Origin of the sequence: Propionibacterium australiense (assembly GCF_003666605.1) — a bacterium.
Classification (GTDB): domain Bacteria; phylum Actinomycetota; class Actinomycetes; order Propionibacteriales; family Propionibacteriaceae; genus Propionibacterium; species Propionibacterium australiense.
This window is the reverse complement of the sequence record NZ_RCIV01000015.1, coordinates 13,718-35,851: the sequence shown is the minus strand read 5'-3', so window position 1 is coordinate 35,851 and position 22,134 is coordinate 13,718. Positions and strand designations below refer to the sequence as shown.

Annotated in this window: 18 protein-coding genes and 1 pseudogene; 10 read left to right on the top strand and 9 right to left on the bottom strand. The window is 68.4% G+C overall.

What is annotated here, in order from left to right; all coding sequences use genetic code 11:
- Window positions 1-191: 191 nt before the first annotated feature.
- The 6 genes from D9T14_RS10295 to D9T14_RS10270 all read right to left on the bottom strand — a co-directional run bounded on the left by D9T14_RS10295 (window position 192) and on the right by D9T14_RS10270 (window position 6,069).
- Window positions 192-1,334: a hypothetical protein gene (locus tag D9T14_RS10295; RefSeq protein WP_119162430.1), complete on the bottom strand. Its 1,143-nt coding sequence runs from the start codon at window positions 1,332-1,334 to the stop codon at window positions 192-194.
- 95 nt (window positions 1,335-1,429) lie between these two features.
- Window positions 1,430-2,617 carry a hypothetical protein gene (locus D9T14_RS10290; RefSeq protein WP_119162429.1) on the bottom strand — a complete coding sequence of 396 codons (1,188 nt, stop codon included), beginning with the start codon at window positions 2,615-2,617 and terminating at the stop codon, window positions 1,430-1,432.
- A gap of 95 nt (window positions 2,618-2,712) precedes the next feature.
- Complete coding sequence (locus D9T14_RS10285) at window positions 2,713-3,963, bottom strand: hypothetical protein (protein WP_119162428.1); 1,251 nt, start codon at window positions 3,961-3,963, stop codon at window positions 2,713-2,715.
- 309 nt (window positions 3,964-4,272) lie between these two features.
- The gene (locus D9T14_RS10280) at window positions 4,273-5,301 is read right to left on the bottom strand and encodes a zeta toxin family protein (protein WP_119162427.1); all 1,029 of its coding nucleotides are present in this window, start codon (window positions 5,299-5,301) and stop codon (window positions 4,273-4,275) included.
- On the bottom strand, window positions 5,294-5,773 hold the full coding sequence (locus D9T14_RS13360) for a hypothetical protein (protein WP_126464126.1): 480 nt from the start codon (window positions 5,771-5,773) through the stop codon (window positions 5,294-5,296). Before D9T14_RS13360 ends, D9T14_RS10280 begins: the two co-directional genes overlap by 8 nt.
- A gap of 86 nt (window positions 5,774-5,859) precedes the next feature.
- Window positions 5,860-6,069 carry a hypothetical protein gene (locus tag D9T14_RS10270; protein ID WP_119162425.1) on the bottom strand — a complete coding sequence of 70 codons (210 nt, stop codon included), beginning with the start codon at window positions 6,067-6,069 and terminating at the stop codon, window positions 5,860-5,862.
- 231 nt (window positions 6,070-6,300) lie between these two features.
- On the opposite strand from D9T14_RS10270, the gene D9T14_RS10265 reads away from it, so the two are divergent.
- The 7 genes and pseudogenes from D9T14_RS10265 to cydC all read left to right on the top strand — a co-directional run bounded on the left by D9T14_RS10265 (window position 6,301) and on the right by cydC (window position 14,313).
- Window positions 6,301-6,501 (top strand): antitoxin VbhA family protein, encoded by a 201-nt coding sequence (locus tag D9T14_RS10265; protein ID WP_119162424.1) that lies wholly within the window; start codon window positions 6,301-6,303, stop codon window positions 6,499-6,501.
- Between the two features lie 89 nt (window positions 6,502-6,590).
- Window positions 6,591-7,025 carry a Fic family protein gene (locus tag D9T14_RS10260; protein WP_126464125.1) on the top strand — a complete coding sequence of 145 codons (435 nt, stop codon included), beginning with the start codon at window positions 6,591-6,593 and terminating at the stop codon, window positions 7,023-7,025.
- Window positions 7,026-7,265: 240 nt separating this feature from the next.
- Window positions 7,266-7,889, top strand: a complete 624-nt coding sequence (locus D9T14_RS10255; RefSeq protein WP_170175607.1) for a 3'-5' exonuclease — start codon at window positions 7,266-7,268, stop codon at window positions 7,887-7,889.
- A 221-nt stretch (window positions 7,890-8,110) separates the two neighbouring features.
- The gene (locus D9T14_RS10250) at window positions 8,111-9,619 is read left to right on the top strand and encodes a cytochrome ubiquinol oxidase subunit I (protein ID WP_119162421.1); all 1,509 of its coding nucleotides are present in this window, start codon (window positions 8,111-8,113) and stop codon (window positions 9,617-9,619) included.
- A 26-nt stretch (window positions 9,620-9,645) separates the two neighbouring features.
- Complete coding sequence (gene cydB, locus D9T14_RS10245; protein WP_374955800.1) at window positions 9,646-10,770, top strand: cytochrome d ubiquinol oxidase subunit II; 1,125 nt, start codon at window positions 9,646-9,648, stop codon at window positions 10,768-10,770.
- A gap of 135 nt (window positions 10,771-10,905) precedes the next feature.
- Window positions 10,906-12,516: pseudogene (gene cydD, locus D9T14_RS13950) on the top strand (thiol reductant ABC exporter subunit CydD); the annotation flags it as partial.
- A 168-nt stretch (window positions 12,517-12,684) separates the two neighbouring features.
- On the top strand, window positions 12,685-14,313 hold the full coding sequence (gene cydC, locus D9T14_RS13945) for a thiol reductant ABC exporter subunit CydC (RefSeq protein ID WP_232012569.1): 1,629 nt from the start codon (window positions 12,685-12,687) through the stop codon (window positions 14,311-14,313).
- 21 nt (window positions 14,314-14,334) lie between these two features.
- On the opposite strand, the gene D9T14_RS10235 is transcribed toward cydC, so the two are convergent.
- The gene (locus tag D9T14_RS10235; protein ID WP_119162418.1) at window positions 14,335-14,925 is read right to left on the bottom strand and encodes a YagU family protein; all 591 of its coding nucleotides are present in this window, start codon (window positions 14,923-14,925) and stop codon (window positions 14,335-14,337) included.
- 139 nt (window positions 14,926-15,064) lie between these two features.
- On the opposite strand from D9T14_RS10235, the gene D9T14_RS10230 reads away from it, so the two are divergent.
- The gene (locus tag D9T14_RS10230; RefSeq protein ID WP_119162417.1) at window positions 15,065-15,373 is read left to right on the top strand and encodes a thiamine-binding protein; all 309 of its coding nucleotides are present in this window, start codon (window positions 15,065-15,067) and stop codon (window positions 15,371-15,373) included.
- Window positions 15,374-15,419: 46 nt separating this feature from the next.
- Here D9T14_RS10230 and D9T14_RS10225 read toward each other — a convergent pair whose 3' ends face one another.
- Both D9T14_RS10225 and D9T14_RS10220 read right to left on the bottom strand, forming a co-directional pair.
- Entirely contained in the window at window positions 15,420-15,857 is a 438-nt protein-coding gene (locus D9T14_RS10225) for a TA system VapC family ribonuclease toxin (RefSeq protein ID WP_119162416.1), read from the bottom strand.
- 5 nt (window positions 15,858-15,862) lie between these two features.
- Entirely contained in the window at window positions 15,863-16,096 is a 234-nt protein-coding gene (locus D9T14_RS10220; protein ID WP_119162415.1) for a DUF2191 domain-containing protein, read from the bottom strand.
- Between the two features lie 582 nt (window positions 16,097-16,678).
- Between D9T14_RS10220 and D9T14_RS10215 the strand changes: the two genes are divergently transcribed.
- Together D9T14_RS10215 and nifJ are read left to right on the top strand one after the other, a co-directional pair.
- Window positions 16,679-18,307 (top strand): NAD(P)-binding protein, encoded by a 1,629-nt coding sequence (locus D9T14_RS10215; protein ID WP_119162414.1) that lies wholly within the window; start codon window positions 16,679-16,681, stop codon window positions 18,305-18,307.
- Window positions 18,308-18,492: 185 nt separating this feature from the next.
- Window positions 18,493-22,083, top strand: coding sequence for a pyruvate:ferredoxin (flavodoxin) oxidoreductase (gene nifJ, locus D9T14_RS10210; RefSeq protein WP_119162448.1), 3,591 nt, complete (start codon window positions 18,493-18,495; stop codon window positions 22,081-22,083).
- Window positions 22,084-22,134 lie beyond the last annotated feature (51 nt).

Here is a 22,134-nt window from a genome sequence, read left to right as displayed (position 1 = left end):
TCGCGTTGAAACCAGGTGGTCCATGGGGGATCACCCCCATGGACCACCTGGTGACCTCGCCGCGAGGCGTCATCGGGCCGGGCCGGTCACGACACCGGTCTGGGCCGCTGGGTCCGCGCCGGTGCGTCCCAAGCCTTCAGGGAACAGGGCGAGGGCAAGGTGGTTCGGATCATCCTGACCGGTGCTGGGGGTCAGGCGTCCCAGGTGATCGTGAGGTCGGGGTCGGTCAGGTCGATGGATGGGGAACCGAAGAAGAATCCTCCGCTGAGCCTGGTGATCTCACGGTTGCTCCAGGTGTCGCCGAGGCGGCAGGCTGCGGTGATGTCGATCCGGCCGAGATCCATGAAGAGAGCCCAGATGGTGGTTGATTCCATGGGCTTGAGGCTGGGGGTCACGGATTCGAGCAGGGCCGCCTGACTGATGTCCTGCCGGCGGTGGACGGAGTCCTCCCGGATCTCCGCGCACCCGGGAATCGAGTCCGGGTACTGGGGCACCTCGATGCCGCAGCCGGGGTCGAGGCTGGTGGAGGCCAGGCATTTTCGGGCCTCGGCGACGACCTTCTCGCGGAACATCTGCACCCCGGCCTCGGAGACCACCACGGAGTTCTCCGCGGTCAGGCTGTAGGACTGCTTGGTCGGGTCGATGGCCGCGATGGGTTCGCCGGTGACCTCGAGGTATTCGCTGCGAGTCGTCAACAGATAGCTGCCAGGGAAGACGGTCGGCGAGGTTGTGTCGGGGACGGCGCCGTTGACCATGACCCCGACGTCCTTGAGCCCGCCGAGCCGTAGCGATGAGGCATTGATGATGACCGGGCCGTTGGTGAGGCCCACGTCCAAGCCGGCGGAGACCTCCTCGTCGCCGACGAGATAGGAGACCTGCACATGGTAGGGGGAGCCGATGCCCCTGTCCCTGGTCACCTTGCCGACGGTGATGCCGGTCAGCGGGGCGCGCTCGTTGGAGGCCCGGAGCACCTCGTCGGTGAGGAGGGAGTCGTCGTCGACCTCGCCCAGGTAGCCGCGGGCCTTCTCGGCGTCTGCTTCGGCGACGGCGGTGAGATAGGCCCGGACGGCCTCCTGGACGGCTCGCTGCTTCTTCTCCAGGACGGAATGGGTCAGGGCAGCCGCCGTCATGGTGCCGATGAGCAACGCCAGGACGACCGATCCGATGACGATGCGCCGGGTGGGGCTCGGCGCGCCGGCGGGGCCTGTCGTGGCGGGCATGCCGGTGTGGGTGGCCTGGCCCGGCTGCCAGCCGTCGGCTGGGCGGGCCGGGCGGCTCGCCCAGTCATCGGATCGTTCGGTGCCGCGGGTGCCGGGTTGCTGGGGTGTGCTCATGGCGTGGTCCTCTCCTGCATGCTCATCATGGCAGCCGGCCATGGCAGCGGCCCCTGAGCCGCCACGAGGCGGTCGGCTCGGGCCAGGTTTGGTGGTCAGCGATCCCAGACGACCGGGAGCTCCGGGTCGGTCAGGGCGATGGTCGGGGAACCGAAGAAGAGGCCCTGGAGCTGGCCGTAGTCGTTGATCTCGCGGCTGGTCCAGGTGTCGCCGGTGCGGCAGGTGACGGTGAGCGTGAAGCGTCCGAGCTCGGTGAAGAGGATGCCGATGATCGTCGGTTCCTCGCCGAAGGGGGCGGGTTCGGGGGTCACCGATTCGAGCCGGGCCGCCTGGTCGGCGTCCTGCTCGCGGTGCACGGTGCCCTCCTGGATCTCCTCGCACCCGGGGACCGAGTCCGGGTACTGGGGTATCGCCTTGATCCCGCAGCCGGGGTCGAGGCTGGTGGAGGCCAGGCACTCGGTGGCCTCGGCGACGACCTTCTCGCGGAACATCTGCACCCCGGCCTCGGAGACGACCAGCTCGTTCTCCACAGAGGGGCCGTAGGGCGCGATGCTCGGTTCCGTGGCGGCGATGGGCTCGCCGGTGATCTCGAGGTACTCGTTGCTGGCCGCCAGTTCATAGCTGCCGGGGAAGACGTTCGGTTCATCGGTGTCGGGGACGGCGCCATTGACCGTGAAGTCGACGTCCTCGACCCCGGTGAGCCACAACCAGGACACGCTGGTGATGACCAGGCCACCGGTGGTCTCCACCCGCACGACGGTGGAGACCTCCTCGTCGCCGATGGTGTAGGAGACCTGCACGTGGTAGGCGTCGTCGATGAGCCTGGTCCGGATCACCCTTCCGACGGTGATACCGGTCAGCGGGGCGCGCTCGTTGGAGACCTTGAGTACCTCGTCGGTGAGCAGGGAGTCGTCGTCGACCTCGCCCAGGTAGCCGCGGGCCTTCTCGGCGTCTGCTTCGGCGACGGCGGTGAGATAGGCCTCGACCGTTTCCCGGGCCGCCTGCCCGTCCCGGCCTTCTACGAGAGCACGCAGGAGGGATGCCGTGAGCATGACGTCGATGACCACCAGGGCCAGGAGGACGGCGACGACGATGGTGAGGGTGCGTTTCGAGGTATTCCGTGTGGGAGCAGGGCCCGTGGTGGCGCCGATGACGATGGGCCGGGTGGGACTCGGCGCGCCGGCGGGGCCTGTCGTGGCGGGCATGCCGGTGTGGGTGGCCTGGCCCGGCTGCCAGCCATCGGGCCGCTTGGCGTTGTCTCCTGGACGTGGGGGTGTGCTCATGGTGTGGTCCTCTCCTGCATGCTCATCATGGCAGCCGGCCATGGCAGTGGCCCCTGAGTCGCCACGAGGCGGTCGACTCGGGCCAGGTCTGGTGGTCAGCGATCCCAGACGATCGGGAGCTCCGGGTCGGTCAGGTCGATGGACGGGATGCCGAATTTGGTGGCCTCGAGCACACCGGGCAGCCGGCTTTCGGCCCAGGTGTCGCCGGTGCGGCAGGTGACGGTGATTCTCATGTAGCCGAGACGGTTGGGGCTGGCCTGGATCGTTGTCGGCGTCAAGGCATCGGGCTCAGGCGTGATCGACTGCAGCTTGGCGGCCTCCTCGGGCTCCTGCCAGCGGTGCACGGAGTCCTCCCGGACCTCCTCGCACCATGGATTGTTCTTCGGGTACCGGGGCACCTCGATGCCGCAGCCGGGGTCGAGGCTGGTGGAGGCCAGGCACTCGGTGGCCTCGGCGATGACCTTCTCACGGAACATCTGCACACCGGCCTCGGAGACGGCCAGCTCGACACCAGCAGCAAGGGCAGAATAAGTGTGCTCGCTCGGGTCGGTGGCCGCAATGGGGCCGCCGGTGATCTCGAGATATTCGCCGCCGACCGCCAGCTCGTAGCTGCCGGGGAAGACCGCCGGGTAACCGGTGTCGGGGGTGACGCCGTTGACCGTGATGTCGACATTCCTGAACTGGCTCAGTCCCAGCGAGGACCGGCTGGTGACGGTGATGGCCTTGGCGGCGGATGTGCTCTTGCGGGGGATGGACACGTCAAGGGTGGTCGAGACAGCCTCGCCGCCGATCATGTAGGAGACCTGCACCTGGTAGGCCGTGCTGACGTACTGCGAGTGCGCTACCCCGCCGACGCTGATGTCGGTCATCGGCGCACGGTCATTGGAGGCCCGGAGCACCTCCTCGGTGAGCAGGGAACCGTCGTCGACCTCACCCAGGTAGCCGCGGGCCTTCTCGGCGTCCCCGTTGGCGACCGCGGTGAGGTACATCTCGACGACCCGCCTGGCGCGCCCCTCGTTCGAGCCCACGGTGGTGCTCAGCACGATGGCGCCGATGATCATGGCCAGGAGAACCGCGGCGATGACGATGACCGTCACCGTCGATCTGCGGGCGGTCCCCACGGCGGGTGCCGGCTGTCCCGTGCTCCCAGAGAAGCCGCCCTGCCCGGCCAACGGGCCCCAGCCGGTCGCGTGCTGAGGTGCCGTGAGCCACCCTGCGTCAGGCGCGGGGCTCGTGCCGGCTGCCTGGGGGCTCGGCTGCCAGCCATCGACGGGCCGGGCCGGCCGGCTCGCCCAGTCGGCTGGCCGCTCCGTGCCGCCGATACCGGGCTGCTGGGGTGCGCTCATGAGAGGTTGGTCCTCTTTCCATGGAGATCAGGTCTTGAGGGGATGAACCTGTCCGTTCGGGTGTGGTTCGGAGCCTACCGGGCCCGGTCGTTTTCGGAGGCAGCTGCCGACGAGACCGGCCGGTGGGGTCGTCGCACCGTGCACCGGCCGAACTGATGCTCGCCCCGAAGCCTCAAGGCACGGGGAAGACTCTGTTCATGTGGGTGGTCGTGGAGGCTTGTTCACAGGAGACTCAGCGAGAGGTGAAATCCCTAGTCATTGCCTGATTCATTGAGGCTGTGAATGAGCCCCGTGGTGTTGGTCACAGTTCTATTCCGTGGGGTCCTGGGTTGCGGCCGTGGTTAGGTCGGTGGGTGGTTTGTCTGGTTGTTCTGGTCGTGGTGTGTGGGTAGGACGCCTGGATTGTTGGTCGTGTGGTTGCCGGTGGCGGGGTCGCGGCCCGTAGCCGGCCGTTCTCGTCGCGTTGGAGGTGGCCGGTGAGCCGGGGTGTGCCGGTGGCTGGCGAGCCTGTTCGGTGGTGGTGAAGAAACGCCGGTATTGTGAGACTTGGGGTATTTGTTCGGCTACGGTGCGTGCTGCTTTGTCGCTGCGGGAGTTCGTCCCGTCTGGGGTGTCGAACACCGATTCGCGGAATTCGCTGGGCACCCACCGGCCGCCAAGTTCGCTGGTGCGGGTCTGTTCCATCCACCGCTGCAGGATGCGACGTCTGGAGACTTCGGCGGGGACCTCGACGTCGACTACTTGGATGTCGTAGCCGGCCCGGGCGAGTTGGGTGGCCAGGTGCAGGGCCTTGCCCTGGTTCGCCATCACGCCGTCGATGACGATGTTCTCACCGAGCGCGATGGCGTCCTCGCGTACCTGGGACGCGAGGTGGGATGATTCCTCGTGGACCAGTGCGGCCAGTTCCATCGGGGCCAGGGGTGTCCCGCGCTCGGCCGCCTCGGGTGGCATGAGTTTCTCGATGCTGCCGTCCTCGACCGCCGCACGAACCAACAACACCTTGAACTCGTCGGGGTCCACGATGGTGAATCGTTGTCCGGTCTCGGTGATGACCTGGTCGCGGATTGTTCCCTTGCTGGCGCCGGGTGGTCCGGCCAGCATGATGGCTTGGTGGCCCGTCTCGCCGCGGCCGTGTTCCTGGTAGAACTGCGCCAGCAGCCGCTGGTGCAGTACGTAACGTTGCGGCGTCGGCTTGAGAGCCTCGCCGGGAGCCTGCTGGAACCATTCGGGGTTGCGCCAGGTGGCGTGTGGTGAGTCCGGGGACAGTGGCCCGTCGTCGCGGGACAGCTCGCGTAGTAGCTCGGCTCGGGCGGCCAGCTCGGCGGGGGTCTCAGCCACGGCCGTACACCGCGTCGAACACGGCCTCGCACACGTCCACGTCGATCAGGCCACGCCGTGCGGCCCGGTAGAGCTCGTCGATGGTGCCGGCGGGGAGGACGATGAGGTCGTCGCCGGGACTGGTGAACATGTCCTCTCCCATTGGTACGTAGGGCCAGGCGATCAGTTGTGCCATCAGCTCTTCGCGGTTCAGTTCTCCTGCTGCGTAGCGTTGGCATACCTCGTATGGGCCTGCGCTTGTGTAGCCCTGCTTGGGTATGGGGGTGTAGTGGGCTTTTTTCAGTTCTGCTGCCAGGCTTTCTGGTGCCAGGCGTAGTTCCTCGGCTACTTGGTCGTGTGAGGTTTGTGACACTGCTCGAAGGAGTTGGCGGTGGTATTCCAGGTCTGCTAGTTCCTTGCGCATGCGGGCGCGTCGCAGGGCCAGTAGTTCTTGCTGTTCGTCGTGGTGTTCGTCTGGTTGCCCGGTGGTCATCCTGGTCTCCTTCGGTAGGGGGCGAGGTGCTGCATCGACAGGCAAGACTGTATCCGCGAGCCGTGGACATCCGCCAGACAGGTGGATCAGGTGTTCCAGGCGACCCTGAGCGCCGGGTCCCTCAGATCGATGGACGGGGCGCCGAGGTACTTGCCGGCATGGGGTTCGAGGCGTTTCCGGGTGTCGCTGTCGCGGCAGGCGATGGTGGGGTTGATGGAGCCGAGATCGTGGGATGACCCCCGATGACGGGGCCTGGCAGTGGGAACACGGCCGCCGGGCTGCTGGGGTGCGCTCATGAGGATGGCCCTCTTTTCACCAAGATCAGGTCTGGGGGCGAACCTATCCGATCTGGTGTGGTTCTGAGTACACCGTGCACGGCCGTCTCTGAGGCCGGTGTGCAGTGCTCGCTCCGCTGTGCGGCGATCACCCGAAACTCGCCATCGAAACCTGGATGCGCCGAAACTGTCACTCGAACGTTTTCGGCCCATCCGGTAAATTGAGGCGGGGCTTGGACGAGTGGAGTCGACATGGGTGAGCACAGCACCGCTGGCACCCGACCAGTCGTTGATGACGTTGAAGGCGCGCTGGTGATGATCGAGAAGGCCCAGCAGCTCGCCGGGCACTTCCCGGATGCCGAAGCGCTTGACCGTGCCCGTCGTATCCTCGAAGGGCGCATCACTCTCGCTGAGGCTTATGCCGAGCTGGATGCGAAGTACGCGCGCGAGTGAGTGAGGATGACAAGTACACGTACCCCGGAAGCGGGGGCGTGCTCATCAACTCGGAGAGTATACGTGAGGCCGCACGGCTTGACGCTGTGATGAATGACTATGCCTCGGTCGCGATGGCCGGATTGCGGGCCGAGCCAGTGCCGCCCAAGCCCGGCTACGAGTACCTGCGCCATGTCCACACGCGGATGTTCGAGCAGATCGTTCCGGGTATCGCTGGGCGGCTGCGCGACGTGAATGTGCAGGCCATCGGGACGGGCGTCGCTTACGCTCGCCCGGAGTACATACAGGACAGTCTGTCGCAATTGTTCGATCGGCTTGACCGCGAGGATTACCTGGCCGGACTGGACGCTGAGACGTTTGCCACACGATTCGCGGATCGTTGGGGAGACTTGACAGCCATCCATCCCTATAGGGATGGGAATACACGTAGTCACGCGAGCCATTGGGCTCTCGCCTCAGCGCGTAAGTCAACTCTCCAAGTCAACTGGTCAAGTAGCAAGCAGAGAAGAAGACATGACCGTTGAGTCCACCGGCCGGTCGGACTCGATTGCTTCGGCGGCCGGTGTGGTGGGAGCCACCGGGCCAAGAGGGCGGTTCCGGGACCGATCGCGAATGCCTCCAGGTTCATCTCACGATGCCCGATGACTGGGGAGGACGCGGGCGTGCGGCGCGCCGGGTTCGTCCCCCTCATTCTGCCCGATGCCCGGGGCAAGCGCCGCTGGACGGGGTTTGGGCCGGTCGGTGCCGGGTGCGAGAATCGCGGCATGCCCGGATACGCAGTGCTCGACCTCGAGACGACCGGTTTCTCGCCGAGGAGGGGCGACCGGATCGTCGAGATAGGTATCGTGCTGCTCGACGAGCAGGGGCGCAGCCAGGGGGAGTGGGGCACGCTCATCCAGCCGTGGCGGGACGTCGGGGCCACCTCGGTGCACCACATCACCGACCGCGACGTCGCCGCCGCGCCCACCCTGGAGCAGGTCACCGGGCGCCTCATCGCCCAGCTGCGCGGCCGGCTCGTCATCGCCCACAACGCGTCCTTCGACGTGTCCTTCCTCGACACCGAGCTGCGACGCGTCGGCGCCGAGCTGCCACCGGAACCGATGCCCTCGGTCTGCACGATGCGCCTGGGGCGCACGCTGCTGAGCCCACGTCCGCCCACGTTCAAGCTCGCCGACTGCTGCCGGGCCGCGGGTGTCAGCCTGCGTCACGCCCACTCCGCCCTGGGCGACGCGCGGGCCACCGCGGAACTGTTCGGTGTCTACCTGGACATCGCCAGTGCCCTCGACGGTCCCGCGCCCTGGTCGGGGGCCGGCGGCCGCGCCGAGCACTACGCCTGGCCCGTCGGCCTCGCCGACCCCGTCGACGCGCCCCTGCTCCTGCGGTCATAGCCGCCCCGAGACCCTCCCGCAGCTCGTGGGGCTCCTGTTCACAACAGGTGAAATGCCCCGGCGAATTCCCTCTGACAAGGCATACCACCTACTGTTTTGCATGGCTGGAGTCGTACCTAAACCGTTGTCGAGGGTCCGAACGGCGGACTCGTCAGCCGGACGCGAACACCACGGTCCCTGATTTTTGCGTCAGGGTGTCTCGGGGGCCTAGCCTGCCTGCCATGGATGCTGAGGTTCTCTCGCGGTGGCAGTTCGGCATCACCACCGTCTACCACTTCCTCTTCGTGCCCATCACCATCGGCATCACCTGGCTCATGGCCGGGATGCAGACCGCCTGGATGCGCACGAGGGATGACCAGTGGCTGCGCCTGGTGAAGTTCTTCGCCAAGCTCATGCTCATCAACTTCGCCGCCGGCGTCGTCACCGGCATCGTCCAGGAATTCCAGTTCGGCATGAACTGGTCTGAGTACTCGCGGTTCGTCGGCGACATCTTCGGCGCCCCGCTGGCTCTGGAGGCACTCATCGCCTTCTTCATGGAATCCACCTTCATCGGTCTGTGGATCTTCGGCTGGAACCGCCTGCCAAGGATGCTGCACCTGGCCTGCATCTACCTCGTCGCCATCGGCACCACCGCGTCGGCGGCCTTCATCCTGGCGGCCAACTGCTGGATGCAGAACCCGGTCGGCGCCGTCTACAACGAGACGGCGGGCCGCGCCGAGCTGTCGAGCTTCACCGATGTGCTCACCAACCCGTTCTTCCTCGCCACCTTCCCGCACCAGATGGGCGCCTCACTCATGGTCGCCGGCGCCCTGCTGCTCGGGGTGAGCGGCTGGTGGCTGGCGGCCAGGCGCCGCGAGGCCCTGGCCGGCACCGGCGGCGAGGACGACATCGACACCTGGCGCAAGTCCGCCCGTCTGGGCGCCTGGGTGCTGCTGTTCGCCGGCGCCGCGACCCTCGTCTCCGGCGACCTGCAGGCCCAGGTCGAGACCCAGTACCAGCCGATGAAGCTGGCGGCCTCCGAGGGGCTCGTCGAGACCGAGGACGGCGCGCCGTTCTCCCTCGTCGCCATCATCACAAAAGAGGGCGAGGGCGCCGAGACCACCTACCACAAGGTGCTCAGCATCGAGGTGCCCTACGTCCTGTCGCTCCTCGCCCAGCACGACCCGAACGCCACCGTCCAGGGCATCCAGGACCTGCGCCAGCAGTACCTCGACGAGGGCTACCGGAGCAACGACGGCGAGGTCAACCAGCTGCAGGAGGCGTTCGCCGCCGAGCTCAGGGACATGCCCGTCGACCCGGTGCCGGATGTCATGGTGAGCTTCTACAGCTTCCGTCTCATGATCGGCCTCGGCTGCCTGGCCATCGGCATCGGTGCCGTCATGCTGTGGCTCACCCGCGCCGGCCGCGTCCCCGGTGGCGGCCGCCTCTACACGGCCATCATGGTGTGCCTGCCGTTCCTGCCGCTGCTCGCCAACTCCTTCGGCTGGATCTTCACCGAGATGGGCCGCCAGCCCTGGATCGTCTACGGCGTCCTGCCCACCGCGGCCGGTGTCTCGCCGGGCAACACCGCCCTCGACGTGCTCCTCACGATGGTCCTGTACACGCTGATCTACGCCGCCGTGGCGGTCGTCGTGCTCAAGCTGTTCATCCGCACGATCCGGGAGGGCCTGCCCGAGCTGGTCGCCCCCGCCGCGAGCGGCACCGACCGCCCGATGACCTTCGCGTACTGAGAGGTGACCGACCCATGCTGACCACCATGGTTCCCCTGCAGCTCCCGCTCGACGCGAGTCCGCTGCAGATCGTCTGGTTCTGCCTGATCGCCCTGCTGTGGACGGGCTTCTTCTTCCTCGAGGGCTTCGACTTCGGAGTCGCCATGCTGTACCCGGTGCTCGGCAGGGACCCCAGGCAGCGCCGCGTCATGATCAACACCATCGGCCCGGTCTGGGACGGTAACGAGGTCTGGCTGCTGACCGCCGGCGGCGCCATGTTCGCGGCCTTCCCCGGCTGGTACGCCACGCTGTTCAGCGCCCTGTACCTGCCGCTGTTCCTCGTGCTGGCCGGGCTCATCGCCCGCGGCGTCTCCTTCGAGTACCGCGCCAAGATGCCCGACGACCGCTGGCGCAACACCTTCGACGCCTGCGCCAGCGCCGGCTCGTTCATCGTCTCGCTGGTACTCGGCATCGGCTTCGCCAACCTCGTCCGCGGCCTGCCGGTCGCCCCGGACACGAGTGCCGCCTTCGGCGCGCCCAATCTGTTCACCGGCGGCTTCTGGAGCCTGTTCAACCCGTTCAGCCTGCTCGGCGGGGTGCTGTTCATCCTGCTGTTCTGCACCCACGGCGCGGTCTTCCTGGCCCTCAAGACCTACGGAGAGGTGCGTGAGCGCGCCATGACGGTGCTGAAGACCCTCGGCCCGCTCACCGTGGCGGTGCTCGCCGTCTTCGTGCTCGCCGCCTGCACCGTCCACGGCGCCGCCGAGAACCCCTACCTCGGCGCCCCGGCCACCGTCCTCATGTGGACGGCCGGTCTCGTCGCGGTCGTCGCCCTGACGGTGGCCGTGCTGGCCCAGCGCGCCGAGCGCAACGGCCGGGCGTTCCTCTTCACCGGACTGACGATCATCGCCTTCTTCGTGATGGTCTTCACCAAGCTCTACGGCACGCTCGGTTTCGTCTCGGCCGACCCGGCCAATCCGATCACCATGGTCAACGCGTCGAGCTCGCCGCACACGTTGCGGCTCATGACGATCTTCGCGGGCTGCATCGTACCGGTCGTCCTGGGCTACCAGATCTGGAGCTACTGGATCTTCCGCAGGCGCATCAGCAGCCGGGAGCTGCCCGAACACGAGGAGGAACCCAACGAGGTGCCGGCGACGACCTGGACGTGACGCGCTCGTGGCGCGATCCCGCCGAGACTGCCGACCCGACGGCCGGTTGACATCATTTCCACGGGTCTGGCTGTGGGGAAGTGTGTGCCTGGGCCCGCTGCGGCGGTGTGAGACGACCGGGGAGGAGACCAGCCGATGCCGGCCCCACTCGACCCGCGCCTGATCAGGCGGGCCAGGGCGACGAGCCGCTTCCTCGTCGCGGTCGCACTGGTCGGCGTGACGACGGCCTTCCTCGTCCTGGCTCAGGCGCGTCTCATCAGCGACGGCATCGCCCACGTCGTCGGCACCGGGAACGCGGCCGGTACCGGCCGCATCGCGGCCCTGCTGCTGGCCGTCTTCGCGGCCCGCGCCGGCCTGAACTGGCTCTCGCAGCTGTTCGCCCACCGGGCCTGCTCGGCGGTGAAGTCCCAGCTGCGCACCGACGTCATGCGGGCCCGGCTGCGGCTGCCCAGCGACGCATCGGCCCCGTCCGGCACGCTCATCACGCTCCTCACCCAGGGCCTGGACGCCCTCGACGGCTACTACGCCAAGTACCTGCCGCAGCTCATGATGGCCGTCAGCGTGCCGCTCGTCATCGGCGTCGCGATCCTCACCCAGGACCTGCGCTCGGCTGCCATGATCGCCGCGACGATTCCGCTCATCCCGCTCTTCATGGCCCTCATCGGCATCGCCACCGCCAAGCAGGTGGACCGGCGGTTCGCCCAGCAGACCCGCCTGTCGAACCACTTCGCCGATCTCGTGGCCGGCCTGCCCACCCTGCAGGTCTTCGGCCGGGCCCGCGCCCAGCTCAAGGGCCTGCGCAGCACCGAGCGCGCCCACCGCACCGAGACGATGCGGACCCTGCGCCTGGCCTTCCTGTCGTCCTTCGTCCTCGAACTGCTCAGCACCCTGTCCGTGGCGCTGGTGGCCGTCTCGATGGGCCTGCGCGTCGTCTCCGCACAGTTCGACCTGCGCACCGCGCTGTTCGTCCTCATCCTGACCCCCGAGGTCTACCTGCCGATCCGCCAGGTCGGCGTCCACTTCCACGACTCGGCCGACGGCACCGCGGCGGCCGCCCAGGCCTTCGAGATCATCGAGAAGGCCGAGGCCGGCGCCCTCGGCGGCGCGGCACCGGCGCCCGACCCCGGCCGGGTGCCGGTGCTCCTCGACGGGCTCTCGGTCACCTACCCCGGAGCCGACGGCCCGGCCCTCGCCCCGCTCAGCTGCCGCCTCGAACCGGGGCAGGTGCTCGCCCTCGCCGGGCCCTCCGGCGGCGGCAAGTCCACCGCCCTCAACGTCCTCATGGGTTTCCAGCCGGCGACGAGCGGGCGCGTTCTCGTCGGCGACGTCGACCTTGCGCGGATCGACCTCGACTCGTGGCGCGCCCGCATCGCCTACGTCTCGCAGGACCCGGCCATGCTGGGCGGGACGATCGCCGACAACGTCCGCGTCGGCTTCCCGGCCGCCGATGACGCGCAGCTGCGCGACGCCCTCGACCGGGCCGGGGGCGAGGCGCTCTGCCTCGACCACCGCGTGGCCGACGAGGGCGAGGGACTCAGCTCGGGGGAGCGCCGCCGCGTCGCCCTCGCCCGCGCCCTGCTGCGCATCGAGCTCGGTGGCGCCCGGCTCCTCGTCCTGGACGAGCCGACGGCCGGTCTCGACCAGGACACCGAGGCCCGTGCCGTCGCCGCCGTGCGCTCCAGCGGCGTCTCCGCCATCGTCATTTCGCACCGGCCGGCCCTGCTGGAGATGGCCGATCAGGTCGTCACCGTCACCCCGCCGACGGCCGGACCCGACACCCGGCCCACCGGGGCGCCCGCCGGTCCCGTGGCGCCGGAGGGCCGGCACGAGACCGCCGCCGGTGAGGACGTCTTCCTCCTCACCACCGGCGGCCACCCCCATGCCCTGGACCGCCGGCCGCCGGAGAAGGAGGTCCTGCTCGACCTCGATACCGCAGAGCACCTCGTCACGACGCCCGGCCGGCTCGTCAGCAGGCTGCTCTCGGCGGTACCGGCCGGCCGCGCGCGGCTGGCCGGGGCGGTCCTGCTCGCCGTCTGCGCGACGGGCTCGTCCGTCGGCCTGATGGGGGTGGCCGGCTGGCTGCTCAGCCGCGCGGCCGAGCACCCGCCGGTGCTGCACCTGCTGGCCGCGGCCGTGCTCGTGCGCTTCTTCGGCATCGGGCGCGGCGCCTTCCGCTACGCCGAACGCCTGCTCGGCCACGACCTGGCCCTGCGCATGGAGAGCGCCCTGCGTGAGGTCATCTTCGCCCGGCTCGCCCGCACCACACTGCTCGGCCGCCGGCGAGGCGATCTGCTCGTGCGCGTCACGGCCGATGTCGAGGGCGTCCTCGACGTCGTCGTGCGGGTTCTCGTGCCCTTCCTCGGCACCGGCCTGGTCCTCGTCGCCACGAGCGCCGTCATGGGGTTCTTCTCACCGGCGGCCGCGGTGCTGCTGTTCGCCACCGGTGCTCTCGCCGGATTCGTCCTGCCCTGGCTGGGTCAGCGGCTCTCCGAACAGGCCGACCGCGCGGCCATCCCCCTGCGCGGTGAACTCGGCGACGAGGTGCGCCAGATCGCCCGCTGCGCGCCCGAGCTCGTCGCCTACGGCGATGCCGGGGCGGCCCTGGCGCGGCTACGGGCGATCGACGGCGCCCTGGCCGCTGCCGAGGCCCGCGCGGCCTGGACCCGCGGGCTGGCCGCCGCCGGCCAGATGCTCCTGTGCGGCGTCGCCGTCGTCGGTGGTCTGCTCATCGGTGGCCGCGCCGTCATGGCCGGGACGCTGCTGCCCCGCGAACTCGCCGTCCTCGTCCTGACGCCACTGGCTCTCAACGAGGGCTTCAACGACCTGGTCAAGGCTGCCCAGAGCCTCACCCGGGCCCGTTCCGCGCTGGGCCGGGTGCTCGCGATCATGGCCGCCGAGCCCGTGGGGCGCGGTGACCGGGAGATCGGCGTCGACAACGGTGTGCGCGAGCTCGTGCTCGACCGACTGCTCGTCGGCTGGCCCGACGGTCCCGTCGTCGCCGGCCCCGTCGACCTGCGCGTCGCACCCGGCGAACGGGTGGCGCTCACCGGCCCGTCCGGAGCCGGCAAGACGACCCTGGCGGCCACCGTCATGGGTCTCATCCCCCCGCGCGGCGGGGAACTGCAGGCGCCGTCCGGCATCGGCTATCTCGCCCAGGACGCCCACGTCTTCGCCACCTCCATCGCGGAGAACGTGCGCATCGGGAACAAGGACGCCACGGACGAGCAGGTGCGCGCCGCTCTCGACGCGGCCGGCCTGAGCGCCATGAGCCCCGAACGCGAGGTGGGAGAGGCGGGTGCCACTCTCTCCGGCGGGGAGACCCGCCGGGTGGCCATGGCCCGCCTGCTCGTGAGCCGCGAACGCAACCGGCTGGTCATCCTGGACGAGCCCACCGAGCACCTCGACCACGACACGGCCGAGGCCCTCATGGGCGACGTGTGGGCGGGTGTCGGGGGCGCCGGGGTGCTCGTCATCACCCACGACCCGGGCCTCGTCGAGGCATGCGACCGGCAGGTGGGGCTGCGCCCTGCGGTGCGGGCCTGACCGATGGGGCGGCCGGACCGGTCAGCGGGTCGCGGCCGTCAGCGGTATCTCGGCGTCCGGTTCGTGCGTGATGCGGTTGCGCAGGTCCCGGCGGACGATCTCGATCGACCACATCCACACGACGTGGCCGAGCGCCTCGGAGAAGTGCTCTGCCCAGGTCTGGCCGCCGTCGACCCACGGGAAGGGTGAGGGGACGATGCCGGTGAGCGGCATGAGGACCAGGTGCGCGCCGACCCAGACGAGCAGGCCGAAGGCCGCGCCCTGCCACAGCTTGATCCGCGGAAGGTACTCGGCCAGGACGCAGTAGAAGAGCGCGACGGCGATCGAGAAGGCGAAGTGGACGATGAAGGAGTAGATCGGGAGCGTGTCGTTGAGGTTGAACGACACGGTCGTGTGGGACTGCTCCGGGCTCATGCCGAACCACTGTTCGAGCATGGTCTGCGGCGGGTTGGTGGCGTTGCGTTCGGGTGTGCGGGGCGGGAAGGGCACCTCCCAGCCGAACTTGACGATGGCCGAGAAGAAGCCTGCGATGGCGCCGACGAGGAGCGCCGTTCCGATGCGGCGACGCGCGGGTTCGGTCCTACCGAGCAGGGATGCGGTTCGTTCTGGCATGCTCGTTCCTCCGTCATGGACAGTGGTGGCTGAACCGGGGGCTTTCCTCGGCCCTGTTGGCCACACTGTTTCACTCGGGAACCCCGGAGTCCAGTGCCCGGTGGTTCTGTCAGGGCTGGGCGGGCCGTAGTCTCGTGTCATGCTTGTTGCCTTTGCGATCAGCCCTGCCGGCGGCGACGAGGCCCACGGCTACATCCATGACGCGGTGGCCGCCGCGGTCAAGGTCGTCCGCGAGTCGGGCCTGCCCAACGAGACCAATGCGATGTTCACGAACATCGAGGGCACCTGGGATGAGTGCATGGGGGTCATTCATGATGCCTGCGAGGCGGTGGCCGCGGTGAGTCCGCGTGTCTCGCTCGTCCTCAAGGCCGACATCCACACCGGTTTCACCGGTGAGATGACCGGCAAGCTCGAGCGCCTGGACGAGGCCCTCAAGCAGATCAGCTGACGGTCAGCCCCTCCGTGACCCTGGTCGCGCCGAACGCCCTTCCCACTCAGACGGGGATCAGCTCCACGTGCCTGCGGTCATCGGGGGCGAGCGCGTTCGGGATCCGGCTGTCCATCGTCGCAAGAACCGCACGATGCCGCGCCGCCAGGTCGACGAGATGAAGATCGGTGACCTGCTTGCTGCCGGACAGGACCGAGAAGTCGATCAGCGGCTCACTCAACGGTGCGTCATCGGACAGGAACTCGTGTCCGTCCACGGCGCACAGGGCGGCCATTCCGGCAAGGACGTCACCTGGTGCGATCCGGAACCCCGTCACATTCTGGTTGAGCAGCAGTCGTACATACGCCGACTGCGTGATCGGGCATGTCGCCCAGTCCCTGACGTCCTCGAACCAGGTCGTGACGATCTCGTGATGAACATGGGATGGCAGGGACAACGCGATGACGACATTGACGTCGAGGAGTCGTGTCCGATGCTGCGTCATGGGTTTCACTCGTCTTCGTCACGGTGCTGCTCGATGAGCTCAGGCGTGACCGGGTGGGGGCTGCTTCCCGGCGGTGGGGTGAACAGAGGGACCCCGCGGCTTCCGGTCTTGAATGAGATGCCGGTGATGCCCAGCAGGGCCAGTTGAGACACGGCACGCCCCAGGGAGATCCCTTCGCGTCGCGCTCGTTCACGGGCCACCGCCAGAACCTTGTCATCAAGATCAAGAGTCGTCCGCATAAGCACATCATCGCATCACGGCATCAATGTATCAAGAAAGGACCTTCGCGATTCGCTCATGTCGTCGGCACGGCTCGTAGCGCGGCGCCAAGGGATGCCGGAACGTGTGGCCGGGGCTCTTCCGGCCCTTGTCCCTCGGATTATGCCAAGGCGAGCCTTTCCTTTTGTTTCAGTTCGTTCGTGGCAGCAGTCCCGTAATTCCCTCCGGATCTCGGCTGTCAGTGGGGTGGCATTGGTGGCCGGATGAAAAAATTAAGGCGAGCCTCACCATAGCAGCGCCGCGAATGTCGGGTGGCTCGGAGTGAAGGATGGTTCTGTGAGCGTCGTGGCTGGACTGTGAATAACTCCCCGCGGGTCAGGAAAATACCAAGAACCCAAGCCGACGGGGGTTACTTTCCGCGCATTCTCATGTAGTTTGGGACCAAGCCGGTCCGTTACCTGTGGTGGGCTCAGGTCCCCTGCAGGCCCGCCGGAAAGTCAGTGGCCAAGGTCCTGCGACCGATGCGGGGTTCTTGGCGCGGGTTCAACGAGGCCCCGCTCACTGTGGAGTCCCGCTGACGAGGCAAAGGAAAAGGGTTCGCCATGACCACCGAGCGCAGCGACATCACGATGCTCCCCGACCTTGCGTCCAGTGCCGGCCGAGTGGGTCCGGTGCGCACGCGCATGCCGATCTACGTGGACCTGCTGCCGCCGTGCAACAACGCCTGCCCCGCGGGCGAGAACTGTCAGGAGTGGCTTCGCCTGGTCAAGGAGACCGACCCCGAGAACGCCTGGCGTCAGCTCGTACGCGACAACCCGTTCCCGGCGATCCATGGCCGCGTCTGCTACCACCCGTGCGAGACCGCGTGCAACCGAGGTGAGCTCGACCAGTCCGTCTCGATCCACTCCGTGGAGCGCTACCTGGGAGACATGGCCATCGAGCGCGGCTGGAAGTTCAACCGGCCCCGCAACAACACCGGCTACCGCGTCCTGGTCATCGGCGCGGGCCCGGCCGGCCTGTCCGCCGCCTACCACCTGGCGCGCCTCGGCCACGAGGTCGAGATCCACGACGCCGGTGAGAAGGCCGGCGGCATGATGCGGTACGGCATCCCCGAGTACCGGCTGCCACGCGACGTCGTCGACGCCGAGATCGCACGCGTCGAGGAGCTGGGCGTCAGGATCGTCCTCAACCACCCGGTCGAGGACCTGCTGGCCGAGCAGCGGGACGGCAACTTCGACGCCGTGTTCGTCGCCATCGGTGCGCACCTGTCGCGTCGCGTCGAGATCCCCAGCATGGACGCCGGCCGCATGGTCGACGCCGTCGAGTTCCTGCGCGGCGTCGCCCGCGGCGACAAGCCGGTCATCGGCCGCCGCGTCGCCGTCTACGGCGGCGGCAACACCGCCATGGACGCCGCTCGCGTGGCCAGGCGCCTGGGCGCCGAGGACGCGGTGATCATCTACCGCCGTACCGAGGAGCAGATGCCGGCTCACAAGGAAGAACTCGACGAGGCCGAGCGCGAGGGCGTGCAGATGCACTGGCTGCGCACCATCAACCAGATGGACGCCGAGGGCGTCGAGGTCGAGGTCATGGAGCTCGACGAGAGCGGCAGGCCCCACGGCACGGGCCGCTTCGAGCGGCTCGCCGCGGACACCGTCATCATGGCCGTCGGGCAGGTCGCCGACACGGGTTTCCTGCAGAAGATCCCCGGCATGCAGTTCAACGGCGACGTCGTCCGTGTCGACCCCACGACGCTCATGACCGACGTGCCAGGCATCTTCGCCGGCGGCGACGCGGTCCCCTCCGAGCGCACGGTCACCGTCGGTGTCGGGCACGGCAAGCGCGCCGCCCGGCAGATCGACACCTGGCTCAACCACCAGGCCCCGGGCCCGCGGGTCAAGCACCCGATCGTCCACTTCGACGACCTGCACCTGTGGTACTTCGGTGACCACCCGCGCGAGGTCCAGGCCGAGCTCGACCCGAGCGAGCGCATCGACTTCGGCGAGGTCGTCAAGGGCCTGACCGAGGACGAGGCCATCTTCGAGGCCCGCCGCTGCCTGAGCTGCGGCAACTGCTTCGAGTGCGACGGATGCTTCGGGTCCTGCCCGGAGGACGCCATCATCAAGCTCGGCAAGGGCCACCGCTACCGCTTCGACTACGAGAAGTGCACCGGATGCGGCACCTGCTACGAGCAGTGCCCCGTCCACGCCATCGAAATGATCCCGGAGAGGTGATCGACATGAGCACGACAACCACCCGCGGCCCCGTCCCCGGCTCCGACGTCATGTCGGTCGGCAACTCGATCCCCACCGGCGAGGCGGCCACCGCCACTCCGTCGCCCGTCGACATCGCCGAAGGCGCCAAGGACGCCGTCGAGGAGGTCCGGGAGACCCGCGAGGAACGCGACCGCCGCAATCAGATGATCTGCGACGGCAACACCGCTGCCTCCGACGTCGCCTTCCGCATCAACGAGCTCTGCTCGATCTACCCGATCACGCCGAGCTCCCCGATGGCCGAGCTCGCCGACGAGTGGGCGGCCAAGGCCCGCCTCAACATCTGGGGTCAGGTCCCGCACGTCATGGAGATGCAGTCGGAGGCCGGCGCGGCCGGTGCGCTGCACGGTGCGCTGCAGGGCGGTGCACTGTCGACGACCTTCACCGCCAGCCAGGGCCTGCTGCTCATGATCCCCAACATGTACAAGATCGCCGGCGAGCTCACCAGCACGGTCATGCACGTGGCCGCCCGCTCCCTGGCGGCCCAGGGCCTGTCGATCTTCGGTGACCACCAGGACGTCATGGCCTGTCGCCAGACCGGCTGGGCGATGCTGTGCTCCACCGGGGTCCAGCAGTGCCACGACAACGCGCTCATCGCACAGGTCGCCACGCTGCGTTCGCGCGTGCCGTTCGTGCACTTCTTCGACGGCTTCCGCACCAGCCACGAACTCAACACGTGCATCCAGCTGTCCGACGACGAGCTGCGGTCGATGGTGCCCGACTCGCTCGTCCGCGCCCACCGCGAGCGCGCCCTGAGCCCCGAGCACCCGTTCATCCGCGGCACCGCGCAGAACCCGGACGTCTACTTCCAGGGCCGCGAGGCGGCCAACAAGTACTACAACGCCGTCCCCACCATCCTCCAGGAGGCCATGGACGACTTCGCGGCGATGACCGGCCGCCAATACCACCTGGTCGACTACTACGGCGCCCCCGACGCCGAGCGCGTCATCGTCATCATGGGCTCGGGCGCCGAGACCGTCCAGCAGACCGTCGCCAGGCTCAACGAGCAGGGCGAGAAGGTCGGGCTGCTCGTCGTGCGCCTGTTCCGGCCGTTCCCCGCCGCCCAGCTGCTCGACGCGCTGCCGTCCACGGTGCGCAAGATCGCCGTGCTCGACCGCACCAAGGAGCCCGGCTCCAACGGCGAGCCGCTGTTCCTCGACGTGGCCAGCACGCTCGCCGAGGCCTACGCCGCCGGCGAGCGCTCCTGGCTGCCCGTCGTCACCGGCGGCCGTTACGGCTTGTCGAGCAAGGAGTTCACGCCGGGCATGTGCGCCGCCGTCTTCGACGAGCTCGCCAAGGACAAGCCCAAGCGCCGCTTCACCATCGGCATCACCGACGACGTGACGAACCTGTCGCTGCCATGGGACGACAGCGTCGACCTGGAGGACCCGCGGACCCAGCGCGCCGTCTTCTACGGCATCGGCTCGGACGGCACGGTCGGCGCCAACAAGAACACCATCAAGATCCTCGGCCACGAGCCGGGCATCTACGCCCAGGGCTACTTCGTCTACGACTCGAAGAAGTCCGGCGGGCGCACCACCAGCCATCTGCGCTTCGGCCCCGACCCGATCAGGGCCCCGTACCTGGTCACCCAGGCAGGCTTCATCGGAGTCCACCACTGGGCCGACCTGGAACGCATCGACGTGCTGACCTTCGCCCGCAAGGGCACGACGGTGCTCATCAACTCGCCGTACCCGGCGGAGGAGGTCTGGGATCGGCTGCCCGGCCCGATGCAGCAGAAGATCATCGACCTCGAGCTTCAGGTGTACGCGATCGACGCCGGAGCCGTCGCCCGCCAGGTGGGTCTGGGCAACCGCACCAACACGGTGCTGCAGACCTGCTACTTCGCGATCTCGGGCGTGCTCGAGGCCGAGCACGCGATCAAGGCCATCAAGGACTCGATCACCGCGACCTACGCGAAGAAGTCGATGGACATCGTCAACAAGAACCACGCCGCCGTCGACGCCGCACTCGAGCACCTGCACCGGATCGAGGTGCCGGCCCAGGTCACGAGCACGACCGGTTACCTGCCGGCCGTGCCGGACACCGCGCCGGAGTTCGTCAAGGACGTCACGGCGGCCATGATGACCGAGCGCGGCGAGACCCTGCCGGTCTCGAAGGTGCCGGCCGACGGCTCCTACCCCTCGGGCACCACGCGCTTCGAGAAGCGCAACGTCTCGGAGATCATCGCGGTGTGGGACGAGGAGAACTGCATCCAGTGCGGCAACTGCTCGTTCGTCTGCCCGCACGGTGTGCTGCGCGCCAAGTACTACGAGCCCGGCGTGCTCAACTCGGCCCCGGCCAGTTTCCAGTCCACGACCCTGGACGCCGCCGGCCTGCCCGATACGCGTTACACGCTGCAGGTCTTCGCCGAGGACTGCACCGGCTGCGGACTGTGCGTCGAGGCCTGCCCGGTGCGACCGATCGGTCAGCCCCAGCGCAAGGCCATCAACCTGGAGGCCGTGCTCGACCGCACGAACGAGCGCGCCAACGTCGAGTTCTTCCAGAAGATCCCGCACCCGCAGCGCACCAGGGTGAACTTCGGTTCGGTGCGCGGCACCCAGTTCCTCGAGCCGCTGTTCGAGTTCTCCGGTGCCTGCCCCGGCTGTGGCGAGACGCCCTACCTCAAGCTGCTCACCCAGCTGTTCGGCGACCGCGCGCAGGTGGCCAACGCCACCGGCTGCTCGTCCATCTACGGCGGCAATCTGCCGACCACGCCATGGGCCAAGAACGCCGAGGGCCGCGGCCCGAGCTGGAGCAACTCGCTGTTCGAGGACAACGCCGAGTTCGGCCTGGGCATGCGCATGGCGGCCGACCTGCACCACGAGCTGGCCTGCCAGCGTCTCACCGAGCTGCGTCCGCTCATCGCCGACGACGAGCTCGTCGACGCACTGCTGGGCGCCGAGCAGTCCTTCGAGTCCGAGCTGCGCGCCCAGGCGAGACGGGTCGACGTGCTCAAGGAGAGGTTGTCTGCCATCGCCGTCGACCCGATGATCGACGAGGCCACGCGCCTGAGGGTCGAGGACCTGCGGTCGGTCTCCGACAACCTGCTGCGCCGCTCGGTGTGGATCGTCGGCGGCGACGGCTGGGCCTATGACATCGGCTCGGGCGGCGTCGACCACGTGCTCGCCTCGGGGCGCGACGTCAACGTGCTCGTGCTCGACACCGAGGTGTACTCGAACACCGGCGGTCAGGCGTCCAAGTCGACGCCGATGGGTTCGGTGGCGAAGTTCGCCACGGCGGGCAAGGTGACGAACAAGAAGGACATGGCCATGCAGGCCGTCTCCTACGGCGACGTCTATGTGGCGCGTGTGGCGATGGGCGCCGACCCGGAGCAGACGCTGAAGGCATTCCGCGAGGCCGAGGCATACAGCGGCCCGAGCCTGATCATCGCCTACAGTCACTGCATCTCGCACGGCTTCCCCATGCGGCTCGGCCTGGAGCAGCAGTACAAGGCGGTGGCCTCCGGCCACTGGCCGCTGTTCCGCTACAACCCCGAGACCCGTAACGCCGGAGGCAACCCGTTCCTGCTGGACTCCGCCCGCCCGCGCATCCCGCTGGCCGAGTACCGCAAGGGCGAGCTGCGGTACAAGATGCTCATGTCCACGGACCCGGATGAGGCCAAGCGCCTCACCGACATCGCCCAGGAGCAGGTGAACCGGCGCTGGGCCGACTACGAGGAGATGGCCTCGCGTCCGGCCGAGATGTTCGCCTCCGCCGCCCGAAGGACGGACTGACATGGTCGTCGAGTTCAACGAGGCCCTGAGGGCCGCCGCCGAGTCCGCCGC

Coding starts and splice junctions, on each gene's coding strand:
- D9T14_RS10295 (WP_119162430.1), bottom strand. CDS start 1,334: ATGAGCACACCCCAGCAACCCGGCACCCGCGGCACCGAACGATCCGAT.
- D9T14_RS10290 (WP_119162429.1), bottom strand. CDS start 2,617: ATGAGCACACCCCCACGTCCAGGAGACAACGCCAAGCGGCCCGATGGC.
- D9T14_RS10285 (WP_119162428.1), bottom strand. CDS start 3,963: ATGAGCGCACCCCAGCAGCCCGGTATCGGCGGCACGGAGCGGCCAGCC.
- D9T14_RS13360 (WP_126464126.1), bottom strand. CDS start 5,773: ATGACCACCGGGCAACCAGACGAACACCACGACGAACAGCAAGAACTA.
- D9T14_RS10270 (WP_119162425.1), bottom strand. CDS start 6,069: ATGAGCGCACCCCAGCAGCCCGGCGGCCGTGTTCCCACTGCCAGGCCC.
- D9T14_RS10265 (WP_119162424.1), top strand. CDS start 6,301: ATGGGTGAGCACAGCACCGCTGGCACCCGACCAGTCGTTGATGACGTT.
- D9T14_RS10260 (WP_126464125.1), top strand. CDS start 6,591: ATGAATGACTATGCCTCGGTCGCGATGGCCGGATTGCGGGCCGAGCCA.
- D9T14_RS10255 (WP_170175607.1), top strand. CDS start 7,266: ATGCCCGGATACGCAGTGCTCGACCTCGAGACGACCGGTTTCTCGCCG.
- D9T14_RS10250 (WP_119162421.1), top strand. CDS start 8,111: ATGGATGCTGAGGTTCTCTCGCGGTGGCAGTTCGGCATCACCACCGTC.
- cydB (WP_374955800.1), top strand. CDS start 9,646: ATGGTTCCCCTGCAGCTCCCGCTCGACGCGAGTCCGCTGCAGATCGTC.
- D9T14_RS10235 (WP_119162418.1), bottom strand. CDS start 14,925: ATGCCAGAACGAACCGCATCCCTGCTCGGTAGGACCGAACCCGCGCGT.
- D9T14_RS10230 (WP_119162417.1), top strand. CDS start 15,065: ATGCTTGTTGCCTTTGCGATCAGCCCTGCCGGCGGCGACGAGGCCCAC.
- D9T14_RS10225 (WP_119162416.1), bottom strand. CDS start 15,857: ATGACGCAGCATCGGACACGACTCCTCGACGTCAATGTCGTCATCGCG.
- D9T14_RS10220 (WP_119162415.1), bottom strand. CDS start 16,096: ATGCGGACGACTCTTGATCTTGATGACAAGGTTCTGGCGGTGGCCCGT.
- D9T14_RS10215 (WP_119162414.1), top strand. CDS start 16,679: ATGACCACCGAGCGCAGCGACATCACGATGCTCCCCGACCTTGCGTCC.
- nifJ (WP_119162448.1), top strand. CDS start 18,493: ATGATCTGCGACGGCAACACCGCTGCCTCCGACGTCGCCTTCCGCATC.